This is a genomic window from Corallococcus sp. AS-1-6 (assembly GCF_020037015.1).
GTDB lineage: Bacteria > Myxococcota > Myxococcia > Myxococcales > Myxococcaceae > Corallococcus.
On the sequence record NZ_JAIQDE010000018.1, the window covers coordinates 160,742 to 181,054 of the forward strand.

20 protein-coding genes are annotated in these 20,313 nt (G+C 69.2%); 19 read left to right on the plus strand and 1 reads right to left on the minus strand.

Annotation, left to right across the window (positions count from 1 at the left end; translation table 11 throughout):
- Positions 1 to 2 precede the first annotated feature (2 nt).
- The 19 genes from K8612_RS24145 to K8612_RS24235 all read left to right on the plus strand — a co-directional run bounded on the left by K8612_RS24145 (position 3) and on the right by K8612_RS24235 (position 17,646).
- Positions 3 to 434, plus strand: a complete 432-nt coding sequence (locus tag K8612_RS24145; protein WP_223764024.1) for a hypothetical protein — start codon at positions 3 to 5, stop codon at positions 432 to 434.
- A gap of 59 nt (positions 435 to 493) precedes the next feature.
- Entirely contained in the window at positions 494 to 1,342 is an 849-nt protein-coding gene (locus K8612_RS24150; protein ID WP_223743091.1) for a 3-hydroxyacyl-CoA dehydrogenase family protein, read from the plus strand.
- A gap of 24 nt (positions 1,343 to 1,366) precedes the next feature.
- Complete coding sequence (locus tag K8612_RS24155) at positions 1,367 to 2,143, plus strand: enoyl-CoA hydratase-related protein (protein WP_223743092.1); 777 nt, start codon at positions 1,367 to 1,369, stop codon at positions 2,141 to 2,143.
- A gap of 1 nt (position 2,144) precedes the next feature.
- Positions 2,145 to 2,759 (plus strand): hypothetical protein, encoded by a 615-nt coding sequence (locus K8612_RS24160; RefSeq protein ID WP_223764025.1) that lies wholly within the window; start codon positions 2,145 to 2,147, stop codon positions 2,757 to 2,759.
- A 35-nt stretch (positions 2,760 to 2,794) separates the two neighbouring features.
- Positions 2,795 to 3,937, plus strand: coding sequence for an acyl-CoA dehydrogenase (locus tag K8612_RS24165; RefSeq protein WP_223743094.1), 1,143 nt, complete (start codon positions 2,795 to 2,797; stop codon positions 3,935 to 3,937).
- A gap of 10 nt (positions 3,938 to 3,947) precedes the next feature.
- Positions 3,948 to 4,412: an AgmX/PglI C-terminal domain-containing protein gene (locus tag K8612_RS24170; protein WP_223743095.1), complete on the plus strand. Its 465-nt coding sequence runs from the start codon at positions 3,948 to 3,950 to the stop codon at positions 4,410 to 4,412.
- Positions 4,413 to 4,428: 16 nt separating this feature from the next.
- Positions 4,429 to 5,574, plus strand: a complete 1,146-nt coding sequence (locus K8612_RS24175) for an acyl-CoA dehydrogenase family protein (RefSeq protein WP_223743096.1) — start codon at positions 4,429 to 4,431, stop codon at positions 5,572 to 5,574.
- 271 nt (positions 5,575 to 5,845) lie between these two features.
- Complete coding sequence (locus tag K8612_RS24180; RefSeq protein ID WP_014397002.1) at positions 5,846 to 7,552, plus strand: 30S ribosomal protein S1; 1,707 nt, start codon at positions 5,846 to 5,848, stop codon at positions 7,550 to 7,552.
- A gap of 148 nt (positions 7,553 to 7,700) precedes the next feature.
- Complete coding sequence (locus K8612_RS24185; protein ID WP_223743097.1) at positions 7,701 to 8,882, plus strand: thiolase family protein; 1,182 nt, start codon at positions 7,701 to 7,703, stop codon at positions 8,880 to 8,882.
- Between the two features lie 16 nt (positions 8,883 to 8,898).
- Complete coding sequence (locus tag K8612_RS24190; RefSeq protein ID WP_120552348.1) at positions 8,899 to 9,600, plus strand: CoA transferase subunit A; 702 nt, start codon at positions 8,899 to 8,901, stop codon at positions 9,598 to 9,600.
- A gap of 3 nt (positions 9,601 to 9,603) precedes the next feature.
- Positions 9,604 to 10,266 carry a CoA transferase subunit B gene (locus K8612_RS24195; RefSeq protein WP_223764026.1) on the plus strand — a complete coding sequence of 221 codons (663 nt, stop codon included), beginning with the start codon at positions 9,604 to 9,606 and terminating at the stop codon, positions 10,264 to 10,266.
- Between the two features lie 87 nt (positions 10,267 to 10,353).
- On the plus strand, positions 10,354 to 10,746 hold the full coding sequence (locus tag K8612_RS24200) for a TIGR02266 family protein (RefSeq protein WP_120621468.1): 393 nt from the start codon (positions 10,354 to 10,356) through the stop codon (positions 10,744 to 10,746).
- Positions 10,747 to 10,785: 39 nt separating this feature from the next.
- A complete protein-coding gene (locus K8612_RS24205) occupies positions 10,786 to 12,081 on the plus strand; it encodes a class I SAM-dependent RNA methyltransferase (RefSeq protein WP_223764027.1) in 1,296 nt (431 codons plus the stop codon).
- A gap of 6 nt (positions 12,082 to 12,087) precedes the next feature.
- The gene (locus tag K8612_RS24210; protein WP_223764028.1) at positions 12,088 to 13,485 is read left to right on the plus strand and encodes a VWA domain-containing protein; all 1,398 of its coding nucleotides are present in this window, start codon (positions 12,088 to 12,090) and stop codon (positions 13,483 to 13,485) included.
- Positions 13,486 to 13,515: 30 nt separating this feature from the next.
- Entirely contained in the window at positions 13,516 to 14,031 is a 516-nt protein-coding gene (locus tag K8612_RS24215; protein ID WP_223764029.1) for a hypothetical protein, read from the plus strand.
- 73 nt (positions 14,032 to 14,104) lie between these two features.
- Positions 14,105 to 15,490 (plus strand): tRNA (N6-isopentenyl adenosine(37)-C2)-methylthiotransferase MiaB, encoded by a 1,386-nt coding sequence (miaB, locus tag K8612_RS24220; RefSeq protein ID WP_223764030.1) that lies wholly within the window; start codon positions 14,105 to 14,107, stop codon positions 15,488 to 15,490.
- Between the two features lie 36 nt (positions 15,491 to 15,526).
- Entirely contained in the window at positions 15,527 to 16,042 is a 516-nt protein-coding gene (locus tag K8612_RS24225) for a gamma carbonic anhydrase family protein (RefSeq protein WP_207056925.1), read from the plus strand.
- A gap of 32 nt (positions 16,043 to 16,074) precedes the next feature.
- Positions 16,075 to 16,545, plus strand: coding sequence for a cyclic nucleotide-binding domain-containing protein (locus K8612_RS24230; RefSeq protein WP_223743104.1), 471 nt, complete (start codon positions 16,075 to 16,077; stop codon positions 16,543 to 16,545).
- Positions 16,546 to 16,851: 306 nt separating this feature from the next.
- Positions 16,852 to 17,646, plus strand: coding sequence for a DedA family protein (locus tag K8612_RS24235; protein ID WP_223764031.1), 795 nt, complete (start codon positions 16,852 to 16,854; stop codon positions 17,644 to 17,646).
- A 69-nt stretch (positions 17,647 to 17,715) separates the two neighbouring features.
- Here the strand turns inward: K8612_RS24235 and K8612_RS24240 are convergent.
- Positions 17,716 to 20,313: amino acid adenylation domain-containing protein (locus K8612_RS24240; protein ID WP_223764032.1), on the minus strand; the 2,598-nt coding region annotated here is incomplete at its 5' end.

Here is a 20,313-nt window from a genome sequence, read left to right on the forward strand (position 1 = left end):
ACGTGGCGGAAGAGGCACCGGCCCCTCCGGCCCCGGAAACCCCGCGCCGCACCTGGCGCACGCACCCCCTGCCCAAGCGGCTGGCGCTCATCGCCATCGTCGCGCTGGGCCTGTGGCTGTGGAGGGTGACGGACGTCCCGGAGCGCCAGCTCATCTACCGGCTGGAGGGCGACGGCTGGGGCGACGTGCGCGCCTTGGACCTCCAGGTGCTGGACTCCGAGGAGCACATCGTGAAGCGCGAGGAGCGCTTCTTCGCGGACGGCCCGCCCATGGAGGTGACCTTCAAGGTGGACCTCCCGGAGGGCACCTTCCGCACGCTGCTGTTCCTCCAGGTGGAGGGGCGTGAGAAACGCGACGTCATTCGCGGCCGGCTGATGGTGGGCGAGGCGAAGGCGATCGTCGTCCCGTTGAGACTGCCCGCCGCCAGCCGCTGACCGGCGTTGACCCTCCTGGAGGCGTGCGTTATGGCCGCCGGCACAGGAGAGAAGACGCCATGGCAACGGAACACATCGTCGTCGTCGGTGCAGGGCAGATGGGCGCGGGCATCGCGCAGGTGGCGCTCCAGGCGGGCCTGCGCGTGTCGCTGGTGGACGTCAACAAGGACGGGCTCGCCAAGGGCGCGGACCGCATCAAGGCGGGCCTCAAGAAGCTGGTGGAGAAGGGCAAGCTGGACGCGGCGAAGCAGCAGGCCGCCGAAGCGAACCTGGCCACCTTCACCAGCGCGCGCGAGGCGAAGGACGTGGACGTCGCCATCGAGGCCGTCACGGAGAACGAGGACCTCAAGCGCCGCATCTTCCTGGAGCTGGACGAGGTGGTCCGCCCCGGCGGCATCCTCGCCACCAACACGTCCTCCATCCCCATCACCCGCATCGCCGCGGCCACCAAGCGCCCCGAGTCCGTCATCGGGATGCACTTCATGAACCCGGTGCCGGTGATGCAGTTGGTGGAGCTCATCCGCGGCGCGGCCACCAGCGATGAGACGTACGCCACCATCCGCGCGATGGCCGAGCGCATGGGCAAGACGACGGTGGTCTCCAAGGACTACCCGGGCTTCATCGTCAACCGCATCCTCATCCCCATGCTGAACGAGGCCTGCTTCGCCCTGATGGAGGGCCTGGGCAGCGCGGAGGACATCGACACCGCGATGAAGCTGGGCACCAACCAGCCCATGGGCCCGCTGCAGCTCGCGGACTTCATCGGCCTGGACACGGTGCTCTACATCGCCGAGGTGCTGCACAAGGGCCTGGGGGACTCCAAGTACCGCCCGTGCCCGCTGCTGCGCCAGTACGTGGACGCCGGCTGGTACGGCAAGAAGTCCGGCCGCGGCTTCTACAAGTACTAGCCCCCTCCAGGAGCCCACACGCACATGGACTACCAGAACATCAAGTTCGAGAAGGACGGCGCGCTCGCCATCCTCACCGTGGACCGGCCCAAGGCGCTCAACGCGCTCAACAGCGCCACGTTCCACGAGATGGAGCACGCGCTGAACTCGCTGACGGCCGACACGCGCGCGCTCATCGTCACCGGCGGCGGCGACAAGGCCTTCGTGGCGGGCGCGGACATCGCGGAGATGGCCACCATCAGCGCCGCGCAGGCGCGGGAGTTCTCCGCCCTGGGCCACCGCGTCTTCGAGCACCTGGAGAACCTGCCCATCCCCACCATCGCGGCCGTGAACGGCTTCGCGCTGGGCGGCGGCCTGGAGCTGGCCCTGGGCTGCGACCTCATCTACGCGTCGGAGAAGGCCAAGCTGGGCGTGCCCGAGGTCACCCTGGGCGTCATCCCCGGCTTCGGCGGCACCCAGCGCCTCACGCGCCTGCTGGGCCGCGCCCGCGCCAAGGAGCTGCTCTTCACCGCGGACCGCCTGGACGCCGCCAAGGCCAAGGAGATCGGCCTGGTGCTGGACGTGCTGCCCGCGGACAAGCTGATGGAGCACGTCAAGGCGGTGGCCGCGAAGATCCTCAAGAACGGCCCGCTCGCGGTGGCCCAGGCCAAGCGCGTGGTGGAGTACGGCGCGGACCAGGACCTGCGCGCCGCCAACGAGCTGGAGCGCCAGGGCTTCGCCGTCCTCTTCGGTTCGGAGGATCAGCGCGAGGGCATGGCCGCGTTCCTGGGCAAGCGTCCGGCCAACTTCCAGGGCAAGTGACGTGAAGCACGCGGTCGCGGCCGGGAGCCTGCTGTGCTTCCTGGCCGCGCCGCCGGCCCGGGCGGAGGAGGTCTCCGGACAGGAGCCCCGCGCCCCGGCCCTGGTGTCCTGGAAGCGCACGCTGTGTCTCTACACGCTGTGCTTCCTGGAGCCCGCCATCCCGGACCTGCGCCGGGAGTGGGGCGACGGCGCCCGCTGGGTGCTCTCCTGGCCCATCCACCCGTGGGCCACGCCGCCCCTGGACGTTCCGGGGCCCACGCTCATCCTGTCGCCCTTCGTGGAGCCCCAGCTCCGGCTGAGGCCGGCCACCTTCCGCCTGCTCGCCGGAGGGCGCGTGTACGCCTTCCCGGACGCGTCCCGCTTCGGCGTGCTGGCCGAGGGGGCGGGCGTGTGGGGCGGGGACGGGAAGGGCGGGGTGGCCGGGGTGGGGCTCACCTACGACTTGATTGAGCGGCACCGGGACACCCAACCCTGGACGGTGTCGGTGGTGGTGCGCAGGGCCTGGACGGACGCGGGGGCTCGCACGGACGTGTCCTTCGACGTGACGGTGCCGCTGGCGATGTTCTTTGGGACCCGGATTCCTGCTCCCGGGGTGGGAGGGGCGTCTTCGGAGTAGCCCCCGGGCGGACCCCGTACTATGGGAGGTCCACCATGAACTTCGAGCTGACCGACATCCAGCGCGAGATCCAGCGGCTGTGCCGCGAGTTCGCCGCCAAGGAACTCATCCCCAACGCCCGCAAGTGGGACGAACAGCACGCGTGGCCCACGGACGCGGTGAAGAAGCTGGCGGAGCTGTCCCTGCTGGGCATCGCGGTGCCGGAGGAGTGGGGCGGCGCGGGCCTGGACAACGTCTGCTACGCCATCGCCATGGAGGAGATTTCGCGCGGCTGCGCCTCCACCGGCGTGATCATGAGCGTGAACAACTCGCTCTACTGCGACCCGGTGTCCAAGTTCGGCACCCCCGAGCAGAAGGAGCAGTTCCTCAAGCCCTTCGCCAGCGGCCAGAAGATCGGCTGCTTCGGCCTGACGGAGCCGGAGGCCGGCAGCGACGCCGCCGCCCAGAAGACCATCGCCGTGAAGCGCGGCGACGAGTACATCATCAACGGCTCCAAGAACTGGATCACCAACGGCCCCAAGGCCGACGCCATCGTCCTCATCACGATGACGAACAAGGAAGCGGGCAACAAGGGCATCACCGCGTTCCTCGTGCCCACCGACACGCCGGGATTCACCCGCGCGGAGCCCGACAAGAAGATGGGCATCAGCGCCGCCTGGTCCTGCTCCATGTTCTTCGAGGACATGCGCGTCCCGGAGAAGTACCGCCTGGGCAAGGAGGGCGAGGGCTTCAAGGTCGCCATGTCCACCCTGGACGGCGGCCGCATCGGCATCGCGTCCCAGGCGCTGGGCATCGCGCGCGCCGCCTTCGAGGAGGCCGTCCGCTACTCCGGTGAGCGCAAGACGTTCGGCAAGCCCATCCGCGACCACCAGGCCATCCAGTTCATGATCGCCGACATGGCCATGGAGATCGACGCGGCCCGCCTGCTCGTGTGGCGCGCGGCGCTGATGAAGGACAAGGGCGTGCGCCACAGCCCGGAGAGCGCCATGGCCAAGCTCTACGCCAGCGAGATGGCCAGCCGCGTGGCCAACAAGGCCCTGCAGATCCACGGCGGCATGGGCTACAGCAAGGAGATGGACGCCGAGCGCCACGTGCGCGACGCGCGCATCACCGAAATCTACGAGGGGACGAGCGAGATCCAGCGCATCGTCATCTCCGCCAACCTGCTGAAGGAGTAGTCACCCGGTCATGAAGCGCGCGCTCCTCCCCGTGCTGTTCCTGTCCCTGGGCCTGGCCTCTCCGCTGGCGCTCGCCCAGGGCTCGTCGAAGAAGAAGGCCACGCCCGCTCCGGCGACGGCTCCGGCGACGCCCGCGCCCAAGAAGGACGACGGGCTGGACGTGAGCCGGCTGCCCTTCACCCCGGACTCCATCCGCCAGGTGATGGCCCACCACATGCCTCGCATCCAGGAGTGCTACGAGGACCACATGGTGGAGAAGGACAAGAAGGTGGAGGGCCTCCTGCGCACCACCTTCACCATCACCGCCGAAGGCACCGTGCGCAGCGCGAAGATCGACAAGCACGGCAGCACGCTGAAGGACGCGGGCCTCAACGACTGCGTGGTGGCGGTGCTGTCGTCCATGGACTTCCCCAAGCCCCCGGACGGCCGCGACCACCCCATCGAGTACCCGTTCAACCTCAAGGCCATCGAGTAGCAGGACACCCGCGCCCGTGAACTTCGACCTCACCGAGACCCAGACGCTCATCCGTGACACCGCTCGCAAGTTCGCCCGCGAGCGCGTGGCTCCGCACGCCCGCGCCGCGGACCGCGAGGAGCGCTTCGACCCGGAAGTCTTCAAGGCCCTGGCGGAAGTCGGCCTGCTGGGCGTGAACCTGCCGGGGAAGTACGGCGGCGCGGAGGCCGGCGTGGTGTCCTACGCGCTGGCCATGATGGAGATGGCCGCCGCGGACGCCTCCGTGTCCGTGGCCATGGCCGTCACCAACATGTGCGCGGAGCTCATCCACGCGGTGGGCACCGACGCGCAGCGGGAGAAGTACGTCACGCGCATCACCTCCGGTGAGGCCATCGTCGGCGCGTTCGCCCTGAGCGAGCCGCACGCGGGCTCCGACCCGGGCGCCATGCGCACCACCGCCGTGAAGCGCGGCGACACGTACGTGCTCAACGGCAGCAAGCAGTGGATCACCTCCGGCGCCTACGCGGGCGTCATCGTCGTGTGGGCCCGCACGGGCCAGGCGGGCAACAAGGGCCTGTCCTGCTTCATCGTGGAGGGCGGCGCCAGGGGCCTCCACGTGGGCAAGCACGAGGACAAGATGGGCCTGCGCGCGTCCAACACCGTGGGGCTCACCTTCGAGGACTGCGAAGTGCCCGCGGCGAACCTCCTGGGCAAGGAGGGCGACGGGTTCCGCCTGGCCATGATGGCGCTGGACGGCGGGCGCATCGGCATCGCGGCGCAGGCGTGCGGCACCGGCCGCGCCGCGCTGGAGGCGACCGTCTCCTACACGAAGGACCGCAAGGCCTTCGGTCAGGCCGTGGCGGACCTGCAGGCCCCGCGCTTCATGATGGCGGACATGCGCACCCAGCTTGACGCCGCCGAGCTGCTCACCCTGCGCGCCGCCGCCCTCAAGGAGGCCGGCCAGCCGTTCACCCGCGAGGCCTCCATGGCGAAGCTCTTCGCCAGCGAGATGAGCAACAAGGTCGCGGACAAGGCCGTGCAGCTTCACGGCGGCTACGGTTACATCGACGAGTTCCCGGTCGAGCGTTACTTCCGGGACGCGCGCGTGCAGACCATCTACGAGGGCACCAGCGAGGTGCAGCGGATGGTCATCGCCCGGGAAACATTCCGGCGCGAGGGGTAGCGCTCCGCTTGTCCCACACGGGGCGAGCGGGCAGGGGGCACCGGCCGGGTAGGACAGATGCGGACCCGGCCGGGCGTTCATAGAACACGGATCACCACCTGGCGCGGCGCCCCACTTGACTCCCGGAAACTCCGGTGTCTAGGGTGCGCGGCTTCCAACCAGCCTTGCGTTCCCATCCAGGGGACACCCGCGGTTTCCCGTCGCTCCCCGCAGGCGGCCGCGCACCCATTCAAACAGGGGGCAGTTGTACCGTTCCAAGGACTTCCACTTCATGCAGCAGAACGTGAACCAGCAGATCGACGGCGGTGACGAAGACTTCGCGGCGATGTTCGAGGCCTCGCTCAAGGAGCGTGGCGGCGACGGAATCCTGAAGGAAGGCGAGATCGTCAAGGGCACGGTCGTGCAGGTGACGAAGGATTTCGCGATCGTGGACATCGGCTACAAGTCCGAGGGCCAGGTCCCGATCTCCGAGTTCACCAATCCCCGCGGGGAAGTCACCGTCAAGTCCGGTGACCCCGTCGAGGTCCTCCTGGAGAGCCGCGAGAACGACACCGGCATGGTCGTCCTCTCCAAGGAGAAGGCCGACAAGATGCGCATCTGGGACGAGATCTCCGCCGCGTGCGAGCGTGATGAGATCGTCAAGGGCACCATCGTCGGACGCGTGAAGGGCGGCCTCTCCGTCGACATCGGCGTGAAGGCGTTCCTCCCTGGCTCCCAGGTCGACATCCGCCCTGTGCGCAACCTTGACCAGTACATCTCGAAGGAATTCGAGTTCAAGGTCATCAAGTTCAACAAGAAGCGCGGCAACATCGTCCTCTCTCGCCGCGTGCTGCTGGAGAAGCAGCGCGAGGAGATGAAGAAGGAGACCCTCAAGAACCTCAAGGAGGGTGCGGTCCTCAAGGGCGTGGTCAAGAACCTCACGGACTACGGCGCCTTCATCGACCTCGGCGGCATCGACGGTCTGCTCCACATCACCGACATGTCCTGGGGCCGCATCGGTCACCCCAGCGAGATGTTCAACGTCGGTGACGAAGTGCGCGTCGTCGTCCTCAAGTTCGACCCCGCGCAGGAGCGCGTCAGCCTGGGCCTCAAGCAGATCCAGGAGGACCCGTGGCACCGCGCCGACGAGAAGTACCCCGTCGGCACCCGCGTCGCCGGCAAGGTCGTGTCCATCACGGACTACGGCGCGTTCATCGAGATCGAGCAGGGCGTGGAGGGCCTGGTGCACGTGTCCGAGATGTCCTGGACCAAGCGCCTCAAGCACCCGTCCAAGATCCTGGAGGTCGGCCAGACGGTGGAGGCCGTCGTCCTCGACATCGATCCGAAGGCCAAGCGCATCGCGCTGGGCATGAAGCAGATCGAGCAGAACCCCTGGACGCTGCTCGAGGACAAGTACCCGATCGGCTCCGTCATCAAGGGCCAGATCCGCAACGTCACCGACTTCGGCGTGTTCGTCGGCGTCGAGGAGGGCGTGGACGGCCTGGTGCACGTGTCCGACATCTCCTGGACCCAGCGCATCAAGCACCCGGGCGAGATGTTCAAGAAGGGCGACGAGGTCGAGGCGGTGGTCCTCAACATCGACGTCGAGAACGAGCGCTTCAGCCTGGGCATCAAGCAGCTCCAGCCGGACCCCTGGGAGACGCTGTCCGAGCGCCTGCCGGTGGGCAGCCGCGTGAAGGGCAAGGTCACCAAGGTCACCGACTTCGGCGCGTTCGTGGAGATCGAGCCGGGCATCGAGGGCCTCGTCCACGTCTCCGAGCTGAAGGAAGAGCGTGTGGAGAACCCCCGCGACGTGGTGCAGGAGGGCCAGGAGGTCGAGGTCAAGCTCATCGACATCAACACCCCGGACCGCAAGGTGGCGCTGTCCATCAAGGCGCTCATCGGCGAGGGCGAGGACTACCGCGAGTACCTGCGCAAGCAGGCCGAGGGTTCCAAGGCCCGCCTGGGCGACGTCATGGCCTCCAAGCTGAAGAAGTAATCAGCCCAACGTCCTGACGTGAATAGCGGCCGGGTTCCCCAGGGGGAGCCCGGCCGTTTCCATTTGATTCAGCGGAAAGCGCCCGTGATAAGTGCCTTTCCGGCGCTTTTCTCTTTTACAGACGGTTCCCTCTCCAGGAGGCAATTCCATGGCTCGTGAAGTCGTCATCGTGGGCGCGGCCCGTACCCCCATCGGCTCCTTCCAGGGAGCGCTGTCCAAGCTCACCGCTCCGCAGTTGGGCGCCATCGCCATCAAGGCGGCGCTGGAGCGCGCGGGCGTGAAGCCGGAGGCCGTGCAGGAGGTCATCATGGGCTGCGTCCTCCAGGCGGGCGTGGGCCAGGCCCCCGCGCGTCAGGCGGCCCTGTTCGCCGGCCTCCCGGACTCCGTCCCGGCCGTCACGCTGAACAAGGTCTGTGGCTCCGGCCTGAAGACGGTCATCGCGGCGGCGCAGTCCATCGCCCTGGGTGACGCGGACGTCATCGTCGCGGGCGGCATGGAGTCCATGTCCAACGCGCCCTACCTCAGCCACACCATGCGCGGCGGCGCCCGCATGGGGAACGTGGAGTTCAAGGACGCGATGATCAACGACGGCCTCTGGGACGTGTACGGCAACGTCCACATGGGCATCTGCGCCGAGGAGTGCGCCACCACGCAGGGCATCAGCCGCGCGCAGCAGGACGAGTTCGCGCTGGAGTCCACGCGCCGCGCCATCCAGGCCCAGAAGGAGGGCCTGTTCGCCGCGGAGATCGTCCCCGTCCAGATTCCGGGCAAGAAGCCGGATGAGTTCACCACCGTCTCCGAGGACGAGGGCCCCAAGAACGCCAAGCCGGACAAGATCCCGGGCCTGAAGCCGGTGTTCAAGAAGGACGGCACCGTGACGGCCGCCAACGCGTCCTCCATCAACGACGGCGCCGCGGCGCTGGTGCTGATGAGCGAGGAGAAGGCGAAGGCCGAAGGCCGCACCATCCTGGGCCGCGTGAAGGGCTACGCGCAGGCCGCCCGCAAGCCGGTGGAGTTCACCATCGCGCCGGCGGACGCCATCAACACGCTGCTCAAGAAGCAGAACGTGACGGCCAAGGACGTGGACCTCTGGGAGATCAACGAGGCCTTCTCCGTGGTGTCCATCGCCAACAACAAGATCCTCGGCCTGGACCCGTCCAAGGTGAACGTGCGCGGCGGCGCGGTGGTGCTGGGCCACCCCATTGGCGCGTCCGGCGCCCGCGTGCTCGTCACGCTGCTCCAGACGATGAAGGACCAGGACAAGAAGCGCGGCGTGGCGTCGCTCTGCATCGGCGGCGGCGAAGGCATCGCGCTGATGGTCGAGCGCTGAAGAGGACACCGCCCGCATGAACAAGGTCTACGCGAGCGCGGATGAGGCGGTCGCCGACATCCCGGACAACATCACCCTCATGAGTGGTGGGTTCGGGCTGTGCGGCAACCCCGAGAACCTCATCACGGCCCTGCACAAGAAGAACGTGAAGGGCCTCACCATCATCTCCAACAACTGCGGCACCACGGAGCTGGGGCTGGGCATCCTCCTGCAGAACAAGCAGGTGAAGAAGATGGTCGCCAGCTACGTGGGGGAGAACAAGGAGTTCGAGCGGCAGTTCCTCTCCGGGGAGCTGGAGGTGGAGCTGAACCCCCAGGGCACGCTCGCGGAGCGCATCCGCGCCGGGGGCTGCGGCATCGGCGGGTTCTTCACGCCGACGGGCGCGGGCACCCAGGTGGCGGAGGGCAAGGAGACGCGGATGATCGACGGGCGCCTCCACGTCCTGGAGACGCCGCTGAAGGCGGACTTCGCCATCGTCCACGCCTGGAAGGCGGACACCTGGGGCAACCTGGTGTTCCACAAGACGGCGCGGAACTTCACGCCCATGATGTGCATGGCCGCCAAGGTCACCATCGTGCAGGCGGAGCACATCGTGCAGCCGGGGGAGATCGACCCGGATCAGGTGCACATCCCGAGCATCTTCGTGCACCGCATCGTGCAGGCGCAGAACCTCCAGAAGTGGATCGAGCGGCGGACCGTCCGCAAGAAGGCGTCCTGAGCCATGCCCCTGACTCGTGAACAGATCGCGCAGCGCATCGCCCAGGAGCTGAAGGACGGCTTCTACGTGAACCTGGGCATCGGCATCCCCACGCTCGTGCCCAACTTTATCCCGCACGGGGTGGAGGTGGTGCTCCAGTCGGAGAACGGCCTGCTCGGCATCGGGCCGTACCCGGAGGAGGGGAGCGAGGACCCGGACCTCATCAACGCGGGCAAGGAGACGGTGACGGTGGTGAAGGGCTCCGCCTTCTTCGACTCCGCGCTGTCCTTCGGGATGATCCGCGGCGGCCACATCGACCTGGCCGTGCTGGGCGCCATGGAGGTCAGCGAAGCGGGTGACCTGGCCAACTGGATGATCCCCGGCAAGATGGTGAAGGGCATGGGCGGCGCCATGGACCTGGCCGTGGGTGCGAAGCGCATCTACGTGGCCATGGAGCACGCCAACAAGGACGGGCAGCCCAAGATCTTGAAGAAGTGCTCGCTGCCGCTGACCGGCCTCAAGTGCGTGCACCACATCGTCACGGACCACGCCTTCATCGACGTGACGCCGGAGGGCCTGGTCCTGCGCGAGCTGGCACCCGGACTGACGGTGGAACGGGTGCAGCAGCTCACCGAGCCGAAGCTGAAGATCGCGCCCGACCTGCGCGAGATGAAGTTCCAGGCCTGACGTTGGGTGCTAGGGTGCGCTTCCGTCTCTCCCTCCAGTTCTGGAGACGAGACGGAAGCCACCGTCTCCCGGAGAACGGAGCACCGCATGTCCGACACTTCGGAGAAGCCCGTCCCCGCGCCTCGCGCGCACCGCATCGACCATGAGCTGCCCGTGGCGTACCGCACGGTGGCGGGCTTCGTGACGGACTGGGCGGTGAACCTGTCGCGCGGCGGGCTCTACATCAACACGCCGCAGCCGCTGCCCGTGGGCACGGTGGTGCGCCTGTTGGTGTCGCTGCCGGGGGCCAGCTTCCCGGTGGACCTGTCCGGGAAGGTGACCCGCACGACTCCCCAGGGGACGCCGGGGTCCGAGGTCCCGGGGATGGCGGTGGAGTTCCTGGACGTTGACGACGAGAAGCGGTCGCGCATCGAAGCGTTCGTGGAGCGCCTGCGGGAAGCCCTGCCGGCGGACGAGCGTGGCAGCGCGACCCGGAAGTAGGGCGGCCCCGCCCAGGCGGCCCCCGCGAGTGCGCCTGCGATGACGACGCTGCCCGAATCCCCCATTGAACTGACGATTGAGCGGCTGGGCCAGTTGGGCGAAGGCGTGGCCCAGTGGGAGGGCCGCACCGTCTTCGTGCCCGGCGCCTTCCCCGGCGACACCGTGCGCGTCCGCCTGGAGGCCCAGGGCAAGGTCCTGCGCGGCCTGCTGGGCCAGGTGCTGACGGACGGAGCGGAGCGCGTGCCGTCGCGCTGCGTCCTGTCCGACGCGTGCGGCGGCTGCGACTGGCTGGAGCTGTCCGTCCCGGCGCAGCGGTCCGCGAAGCAGGAGATCGTCCTCTCCACGCTGGAGCACCTGGGCCACCTGAAGCGCACGGCCTTCACCGTGCGGCCGTTGATGGTGGCGCCCCGGGACTGGGGCTACCGCCGCCGCGCGGTGCTGCACGGGGCGGGGAAGGGGGCGCTCGGCTACTTCGGCCGGCGCACGCACGAGCGCATCCCGGTGGATGTCTGCCCCGCGCTCACGCCCGCGCTCACGGCGCTGCCCGGGAAGCTGGCCCCGCTGCTCAAGCCGCTGGCCAGGGACACCGAGGAGGTGCTGCTGCTGGCCGAGGGCGACAAGGCCGCGTTCGCGGTGAACCTGGGCGGCCCGGTGACGGCGCGGCACCTGGAGGCGGCGGAAGGCGCGGTCCGGGCCCTGCGGCTGGAGGGCGCGGTGCTGGTGCCCAGGGAGGGCTCGGCGCGGCTCATCGGCCGGCCCGTGCTGCGCTCGCTGTCCCCGCTGCGCCCCGAGGTGCCGGTGTACCTGCGGCCGGATGCGTTCGCGCAGGCGCACGCGGAGGCCAACGTGGGGCTCGTCACGGCGGCCCTGTACGAGCTGGGCGCGCAGGAGACGGACTCCGTGCTGGAGCTGTACTCCGGCAACGGCAACTTCACGTTCCCGCTGGCCGGCACGGCCGGGTCGGTGCTGGGCGTGGAGTCGTCCCCGGTGGGCGTGGAGCTGGCGCAGCGGAGCGCTCGGGAGGCCGGCGTGGCCAACGTGCGCTTCGTCCAGGGCGACGCGCGCAAGGTGTGCGACGGGCTGGTGGCGGAGGGGCGCTCGTTCGACCTGTGCCTCGCGGATCCGCCTCGCGCCGGGGCGCCGGGGCTGGCGAAGTGGATGCGCGCGCTGAACGTGCGCCGGGTCGTCTACGTGGCGTGCGACCCGGCCTCGCTGGCGCGCGACGCGGCGGGGCTGGTGGAGGCCGGTTACAAGCCCGTGGCGCTCCAGGTGGTGGACATGTTCCCGCAGACGCACCACGTGGAAGCGGTGATGTCCTTCGAACGGGGAGCCTGACGCGCCATGGACGCCCGCATCGTCGAATTCGCCGAGGTCCTCCGCCAGAACGGCGTGCGCGTCAGCACGTCCGAGGTGCAGGACGCGCTCCGCGCCACGGCGGAGGTGGGGGTCGAGGACCGGAACCTGTTCCGCTCCGTGCTGCGCACCACGCTGGTGAAGCGCGAGCTGGACGTGGAGACGTTCCGCCGCGCGTTCGACTTCTTCTTCTCCGGCGCGGCCCGCACGTTCGAGGCCATCGACCAGTCGCTGGCGAAGCAGTTGGAGGAAGAGGGCTACCTGGAAGGCGACCTCTTGAAGATGGTCATCAACCAGATGAACCTGCTGGCGCCGGAGATGTCCCCGCTGGCGCAGGCCATCCTCGCGGGTGACCGCGCGCGGCTGGCGCAGATCTTCCGTCAGGCGTCGCTCCAACTGGACCTGGGGCAACTGGAGAGCCCGCTGCAGACGGGGTTCTTCACGCGGCGGATGCTCGCGGGCGCGGGCATGGAGCGGGCGCGCTCCGACCTCAAGTCGCTGGAGGACGAGCTCAAGGCCCGCGGGCTGCACGCGGAGGGCGTGGAGATCGTCTCGCGCCACGTGGCCGCGGCCATGCGCAAGATTGAAGAGGCCGCTCGCGCGGAGGTGAAGCGTCAGTCCGAGGCGCGCATCCGCCGCCGCACGGACTCCGTCACGGAGAAGCCGCTGCACCTGCTCACGCAGGCGGAGGTGGACCAGATGGAGGCCGCCGTCCGCACGCTGGCGGAGAAGCTCAAGAGCCGGATGATCCGCAAGCAGCGCTCGCACCGGCGCGGGTCGCTCCACGCCCAGCGCACGCTGCGCCGGAACATGCCGTGGGACGGCATCCCCATGGTGCCCGTGTTCCGCACCCGCCGGCCGGAGCGTCCGGAGCTGGTGGTGCTCTGCGACGTGTCCGACTCCGTGCGCAACGCGTCCCGGATGATGCTGCTGTTCATGCACACGCTGCAGTCGCTGTTCGTGCGCGTGCGCTCGTTCGTCTTCGTGTCCGACGTGGGCGAAGTCACCCAGTTCTTCAAGGACCTGGACGTGAGCGAGGCCATCGACGCGGCGACGGCCGGGCGCACCGTGTCCATGAGCTCCAACTCCAACTACGGCCGCGCGCTGGCGGACTTCACGCGCGACCACCTGGGCAGCATCACGCGCCGCACCACCGTGATGATCATCGGTGACGGCCGCAACAACTACAACGCGAGCAACGCCTGGGCCCTGAAGGACCTGAAGCGCAAGGCGAAGCGCGTGCTGTGGATCAGCCCCGAGGACCGGGGCAACTGGGGCATCGGCGACAGCGAGATGCTCACCTACGAGAAGCACTGCACCCAGGCCGTGGTCGTCACCTCCGTGTCGGACCTGGCCCGCATCGCGGAACAGCTCGTCCCCGTCTGAAAACCCCTTCGCACCCGAGGAGCGCCCCCCATGGCCCCGTCCTTCTTCGACGACTACCAGGACGTCCCCAACGTGGAGACCGGTCCGGACTTCGACGCCGCCGACGACCGCACGCTGCGCATGGCGTCCCGGCCGGTGGACAAGGCGCTGCTCGAGCAGTTGGTCCGCTACCAGGAGACCTTCCTGTCGCACGTGGAGGCGGACGCCGCCCCGGAGGCCATGGCCGGCGCGGCGAAGGCGGCGCTGGAGGCGAGCGGCCTGGACGTGAAGGCGGCGGAGTGGGGGAGCGCCGTGCTCCGGGCCTTTGGCGGGCGGCGGTGGACCGTGCAGCGGCTGCGCTCGAAGCTGACGGAGCTGGAGGCCCGCTCCGGGCCGGAGGTGGACGAGGTGGGCAAGCGCGTCCGGGACGAGCTGGTGAAGCAGGAGCGGGAGACGGACGCCCTGGGCCGGCGCTACGGCGTGGAGACGGTGGCCCTGCTCCGGGAGCGCGAGGCGGAGCTGGTGGCCCTGCACACCCGGCTCCAGAAGGTGCTCAACCGGGGATGACCCGGCGTGCCCGCCCGGTTGCATTCCGCGTCCGGGCGTTCCATAACGGCCCGTTTTCCTTCAAGGCCCACCCATGAAGCGCTACTTCATCCACACCTTCGGCTGCCAGATGAACGTCAACGACTCGCTCCGCATGAGCGAGGCGTTGTCGAAGATGTCCTACGTCCCCACGCCGGAGCCGGACAACGCGGACCTCATCATCCTCAACACCTGCTCCATCCGGGAGAAGGCCGAGGACAAGATGCTGTCCGCGCTGGGGCGCTACCGCGCCGTGAAGGCCAGCCGCGGCGCCATCCTGGGCGTGGGCGGCTGCGTGGCCCAGCAGGAGAAGGACAAGCTGCTGAAGAAGGTCCCGTACCTGGACTTCGTCTTCGGCCCGGACAACATCGCGAAGCTGCCGGAAGTCATCGCCCGCGTGCAGGACGCCCGCGAGCGCGTGGTGGAGACGGCCTTCGTGGACTCCGAGGAGTACGTCTTCCCGCGCGCCGACGCGGAGACGTCCCGCGGCAAGGTGACCGAGTTCGTCACCGTGATGAAGGGCTGCGACAACGTCTGCTCGTTCTGCATCGTCCCGCACACCCGTGGCCGCGAGGTGAGCCGCGAGTTCACGCAGGTGCTCAACGAGGTCGCGGACCTGGCGGGCGTGGGCCTGCGCGAGGTCACCCTCATCGGGCAGAACGTGAACTCGTACCAGGGCGGCATCAGCTTCGCGCAGTTGCTGCTGCGCACCGCGGAGGTGCCGGGCATCGAGCGCGTGCGCTTCACGACGAGCCACCCGCATGACCTGTCGGACGAGCTCATCGAAGCGTTCCGGGTGCAGCCGAAGATCGCCCCGCACTTCCACCTGCCGGTGCAGTGCGGCAGCGACCGCATCCTGAAGATGATGCGCCGCGACTACACCGTCGAGCAGTACATGGAGCGGCTGGAGAAGCTGCGCGCCGCGCGCCCCGGCATCGCCATCACCACGGACATCATCGTGGGCTTCCCCGGAGAGACGGAGGAAGAGTTCGAGATGACGATGCAGCTCACCGAGCGGGTGAAGTACGACAACCAGTTCTCCTTCGTGTACAGCCCGCGCCCCAAGACGGGCGCCGCGCTGCGCGAGAAGGACTGGGGCCCCATCCCGCACGAGGTGAAGGTGGCCCGGCTGGAGCGGCTGCAGAAGCTCCAGCGGCGCATCAGCGGCGAGTACACCCAGGCGCAGGTGGGCCTGGACGTGGAGGTGCTGGTGGAGGGCCGCTCGCGCTACGACGCCACCAAGCGCTTCGGCCGCACGCCGGAGAACCGCACGGTGAACTTCGAGGGCGACGCGCCGGCGGGCTCCATCGTGACGGTGCACGTGGAGCGCGCCACGCCCAACCAGCTCGCGGGCAAGCAGGTGGCGGTGCTCCAGGCCCCCACCGTGGCGCCGCCGCCGGTGGAGCTGCCCCTGCCGTTGCATGTCCCCGCGGAGGCCTGACGCTTCCGCCGCTGTCCCGCCGTCGGAGGTGCCACCATGCCGTTGAAGCCGTTTCGCGGGGTGTCCCCCCGCGTCCACCCGAGCTGCTTCATCGAGGACTCCGCCCAGGTGGTGGGCGACGTGGAGCTGGGCGAGGACTCGTCCATCTGGTTCAACTCCGTGCTGCGCGGGGACGTGAACTCCATCCGCATCGGCAAGCGCACCAACATCCAGGACCTCACCATGGTGCACGTCACCAGCCAGGGTGACTCCACGACGGTGGGCGACGACTGCACGGTGGGCCACCGGGTCATCCTTCACGGGTGCGTCGTGGGCAACCGGGTGCTGGTGGGCATGGGCGCCATCCTGATGGACGGCGTGGAGGTGGGGGACGACTGCATCATCGGCGCCGGCACGCTCCTGACGCCCGGGACGAAGATTCCCCCCGGGTCGCTGGTGGTGGGCTCGCCCGGCAAGGTGAAGCGCCCCATTCACGACGGCGAACGTGAGTTCCTGGTGCAGTCCGCCCTCCACTACGTGCACACCGCCGCCGAACACCGCGCCAGCCGCTGACGCGGCCGCGTTGTGCGTGTTAGGAACACCCCATGGCGCTCGCCCCCGAGACGACCCTGAAGGCTTGTCCGCTCTTCAAGGGCTTCACCGACACCGGCATCTCCATCTTCGCGGCGGCGGCCGTGTCGCGTGCCTACCCCAAGGGGTCGGCCTTGTTCACCGAGGGCAAGCCGGGGGACTCGCTGCTGATTGTCGGTGAGGGCACGGTGCGGCTGAGCGCCCGGAGCCCCTCGGGCGAGGACGTGCCCCTGGGCGAGGTGACCGCCGGGGAGCCCCTGGGCGAGCTGGCGCTCGTGCAGAAGGGCGAGCGGCTGTGCTCCGCCACGGCCCAGACGGACGTGATGGCGCTGGAGATCCGCGCGGCGGATTTCCAGAAGCTGCTCGCGCAGAAGCCGCAGGCCTGCATCAAGTTGTTGATGGGCATCGTCAGCCACTTCGGCGCGAAGGCCCGGGACAACCGGGACATGCTGCGCACGCTGGTGGCGCGGGCCCCGGGAACCTGAGCGACTGTCGGACAGGTGGCCCCGGGCTCCAGCCGTGAGGCCGGACGCATGAACGGGCCTGCCACCCGCACCGGAGGTGGTTACTGTGCTCGCCTGAAGGCTCCCCGGGCTCCCAGGCTGTCGCACACCGTGGGTGTGGGTAGACATGGGGCCGACGGCTTTCGGGGTATGGCGTGGGCGCTTGAGGTGGGAAGCTGGGCGGCCGGAGTTTTCAACTGCTTCACCCGGTTCTTGGCTGGGTGATGGACGGGCTGGCCCGGGTGGTTGCCGAGCGGCCCTTCGGGAAGTGATTGGACGGAACGACGCGTGGAAGAACTGCTCACCAACCTGCTCGGTAACTCCCAGGGCCTCTTCGCCTACCTGACCGTGTTCGCCATCCTGGTGGCATGCGGGCTGGGCGTGCCGCTGCCGGAGGACATCTCGCTCATCCTCGGTGGGTTCCTGGCGCACAAGGGCGCGGCCGACCTGCCGGTGATGATGGCGGTGGGGTTCTTCGGAATCCTGGTGGGTGACAGCCTCATCTACCTGGCGGGGCGCCGGCTGGGCACGCGGCTGGGGCGCGACCCGGGGGCGAAGGGTGGGGGGTTCTTCTCGAAGATCGTCACGCCGGAGAAGCGGGCGAAGGTGGAGTCGCTCTTCGTCACGCACGGCCAGAAGATCGTGATGATCGCCCGCTTCATGCCGGGCGTGCGCGCGGTGACGTACTTCACCGCGGGCTCCGTGCACATGTCGTACTGGCGCTTCATCTTCTGGGACGGGCTGGCGGCGCTCCTGTCCGCGCCGGTGTTCGTGTGGCTCGGGTTCCACTTCGGTGGCGAGCTGGACATGGTCATCCGCAAGCTGAAGGACGGCCAGGTCGTGGTGATGGGGACGCTGGCGGTGCTGGCGGTGGGCTACTTCGTGTACCGCCGCCGCAAGAACGCGAAGCTCAAGGCCGAGGCCGCCGCCAAGGCGCAGATGACGCCGGCCGCCCTGCCGCCCGTGCCGGAGACGCTGGAGAACAACATGTCGCCGACGCGCGCGGCCAGCCCCAGCACCTTCTTCGACGTGCCCGCCGACAAGGCGCCCGCGTCCGAGCCGGACCTGAACGCGCACAAGTAGTCACCGTGCAGTGGTGACGTGGTTCACGGACCCCGCCCCCTCGACGAGAGGGAGCGGGGTTCTTCGTTGTTACTTCGTGTCCGCGTCGCGCAGCGCCTTCGCCAGCAGCTCCGCCACGGACTGCACCATCGGCTCGCGCAGCAGCGTGTGGTGGGTGCCCGGCAGCTCGTGCGATTCGAGCCGCTCGCCCACCAGCGCCGCCCAGCCGCCGTCGATGGGGCGGGTTTCGTCCCGCTCCTCCGCGTGGATGCGCAACACGCGCTGCTCCATCGCGGGCGGGTGGTAGCGACGGGCCGCTTCCAGGTTCGCCTCGAAAACCTCGAAGAGGGCCATGGCATCCACTCCGGACGGCAGCGCTCCGGACCGGGCCGCGGACTCCAGCACCTTCGTGAGCGTTGCTTCCGGCTCCAGCTCCGCCGTGTCCACGTCCAGGTCCGCCAGCGACACGCCCATCAGGTCCTGCGCGAACAGGCCCACCGCCAGCGCGCGGTCCAGGTCCGGCTCCGAGTCCGGCACCGCCTGGGGCACGTACGAGTCGATCATCGCCACCAGCTCCACGACTTCACCCGCTTCGCGGAGCTGGTGCGCCATCTCGTAGGCGATGACGCCGCCCAGGGACCAGCCACCCAGGTGGTACGGGCCGTGGGGTTGGACCCCACGCACCACCCGTACGTAGCTGGCGGCCAGGGCCTCCACGGTGTCCAGCGGCTGCTCCGTGCCGTCGAGTCCTCGCGCCTGGAGGCCGTAGAAGGGCTGAGCCGGTCCCAGCCTGCGCGCCAGCTCCGCGTACGCCAGCACGTGGCCTCCCACCGGATGCACGCAGAAGAACGGTGTGCCCGTGCCTTCGTTCGTGAAGGGCACCAGCGGGGTGAAAGGCTTCGGCCCGGACTCACCCAACAGGACCGCGAACCGCTCCACGCTGGGGGCCTGGAAGAGGGTGGACAGCGGGAGCTTCTGGCCCGTCTCCCGGTGCACCGCCGCCATCAGCCGCACCGCGAGCAGCGAGTGCCCACCCAGCTCGAAGAAGCTGGTGCGCACGTCCACGGTGGACACGCCCAGGGCTTCGGCCCAGAGCCGTTCGAGCATCGCTTCCCGTTCGTCCCTGGGGCCGACCCTCGCTTCGGGGTTCGCGGCTTCCTCCACCGGAGCCGGCAGTGCGGCTCGGTCCACCTTGCCGTTGGGCGTCAGCGGAAGGACTGGCAGCGCGACGTAGGCGGCCGGGACCATGTAGTCCGGCAGCGAGCGCTGGAGGTGGCTTCGGAGCGGAGCGGTGTCCACCTCCGGCGCCACGTACGCCACCAGGCGTTGGACGCCCGGCACGTCCTCGCGCACCCGCACCATCGCGTCCCGGATGCCGGGGTGCGTGCGCAGCGCGGTTTCGATCTCTCCCGGCTCGATGCGGTAGCCGCGCAGCTTCACCTGGAAGTCCACGCGCCCCATGAAGTCCAGCGTGCCGTCCTGCTTCCAGCGGACCCGGTCGCCCGTGCGGTAGAGGCGGGCTCCGCGCACCGTGCTGAACGGGTGGGGGATGAAGCGCTCCGCCGTGAGGTCCGGCCGGTTGCGGTAACCGCGCGCCAGGCCTTCGCCCGCGATGAACAGCTCGCCCGGGACGCCCACGGACACGGGGTTCAGGTTCGCGTCCAGCACGTACACACTCACGTTGAGCAGGGGCCGGCCGATCACGGGCGTGGGCTGCGCGGTGCGCTGGATGCACTCGGTGGTGGACGCCACGGTGCCCTCGGTGGGGCCGTAGGCGTTGTAGGCCCTCGTGCGGTCCGTGGCCGCGAGCGTGCGCCACGTCACCTCGTCCATGGCCTCACCGCCGATGAAGCAGATGGCCGGCACGTGGGCCTGCTCCAGGAAGCCCGCGTCCAGCAGCAGCTTGAACAGCGACGGCGTGCAGTCCAGTGCGTCGATGCGCCGCTGGTCCACCCACGCGAGCATCGCCTCCGGATCCTGCCGCACGGCCTCCGGGACGATGCACAGGCAGTGGCCGTCCGCCATCAACAGCAACTGCGTCACGGAGGCGTCGAAGTAGAGCGGCCCGTTGAGGCTCACCCGCATCACCTTGGGCGCCTGCGGGTAGCAGGCCTCCGTCAGCGAACGATGCAGGTGCGCCAGCGAGCGGTGCTGGATCATCACGCCCTTGGGCGTGCCCGTGGAGCCCGACGTGTAGATGACGTAGGCCAGATGCTCCGGCCGCAAGGCCACTCGCGGGTTGCCTGGCGAGGACGCTTCGATGCGCCGCGAGTCCGTGTCCAGCCGCACCACTTGCCGCACCGCCGGCTGCCACGACTCCACCTGCGCCTGGGTGGTGAGCAGCACCGTCGCGCCACTGTTCTCCAGGATGAAGGCCCTTCGCGCTTCGGGGGCCGAAGGGTCGAGCGGCACGTACGCTCCGCCCGCCTTGAGGATGCCCAGGATGGCGACGATGGCCTCCGGCGAGCGCTCCAGGCAGAAGGCCACCGGCACATCCGGGCCCACGCCCAGCGAGCGCAGGTAGTGCGCCAGTTGGTTCGCGCGCACGTTGAGCTGATGGAACGACACCGTCGTGTCGCCCATCACCACGGCGGGTGCCTTGGGCGTGCGAGTCACCTGCTGTTCGAAGCGCGCGTGGAAGGACACGTCGCCTTCGAAGGGAGCCGTCTCGCCGCTCCACTCCTCCAG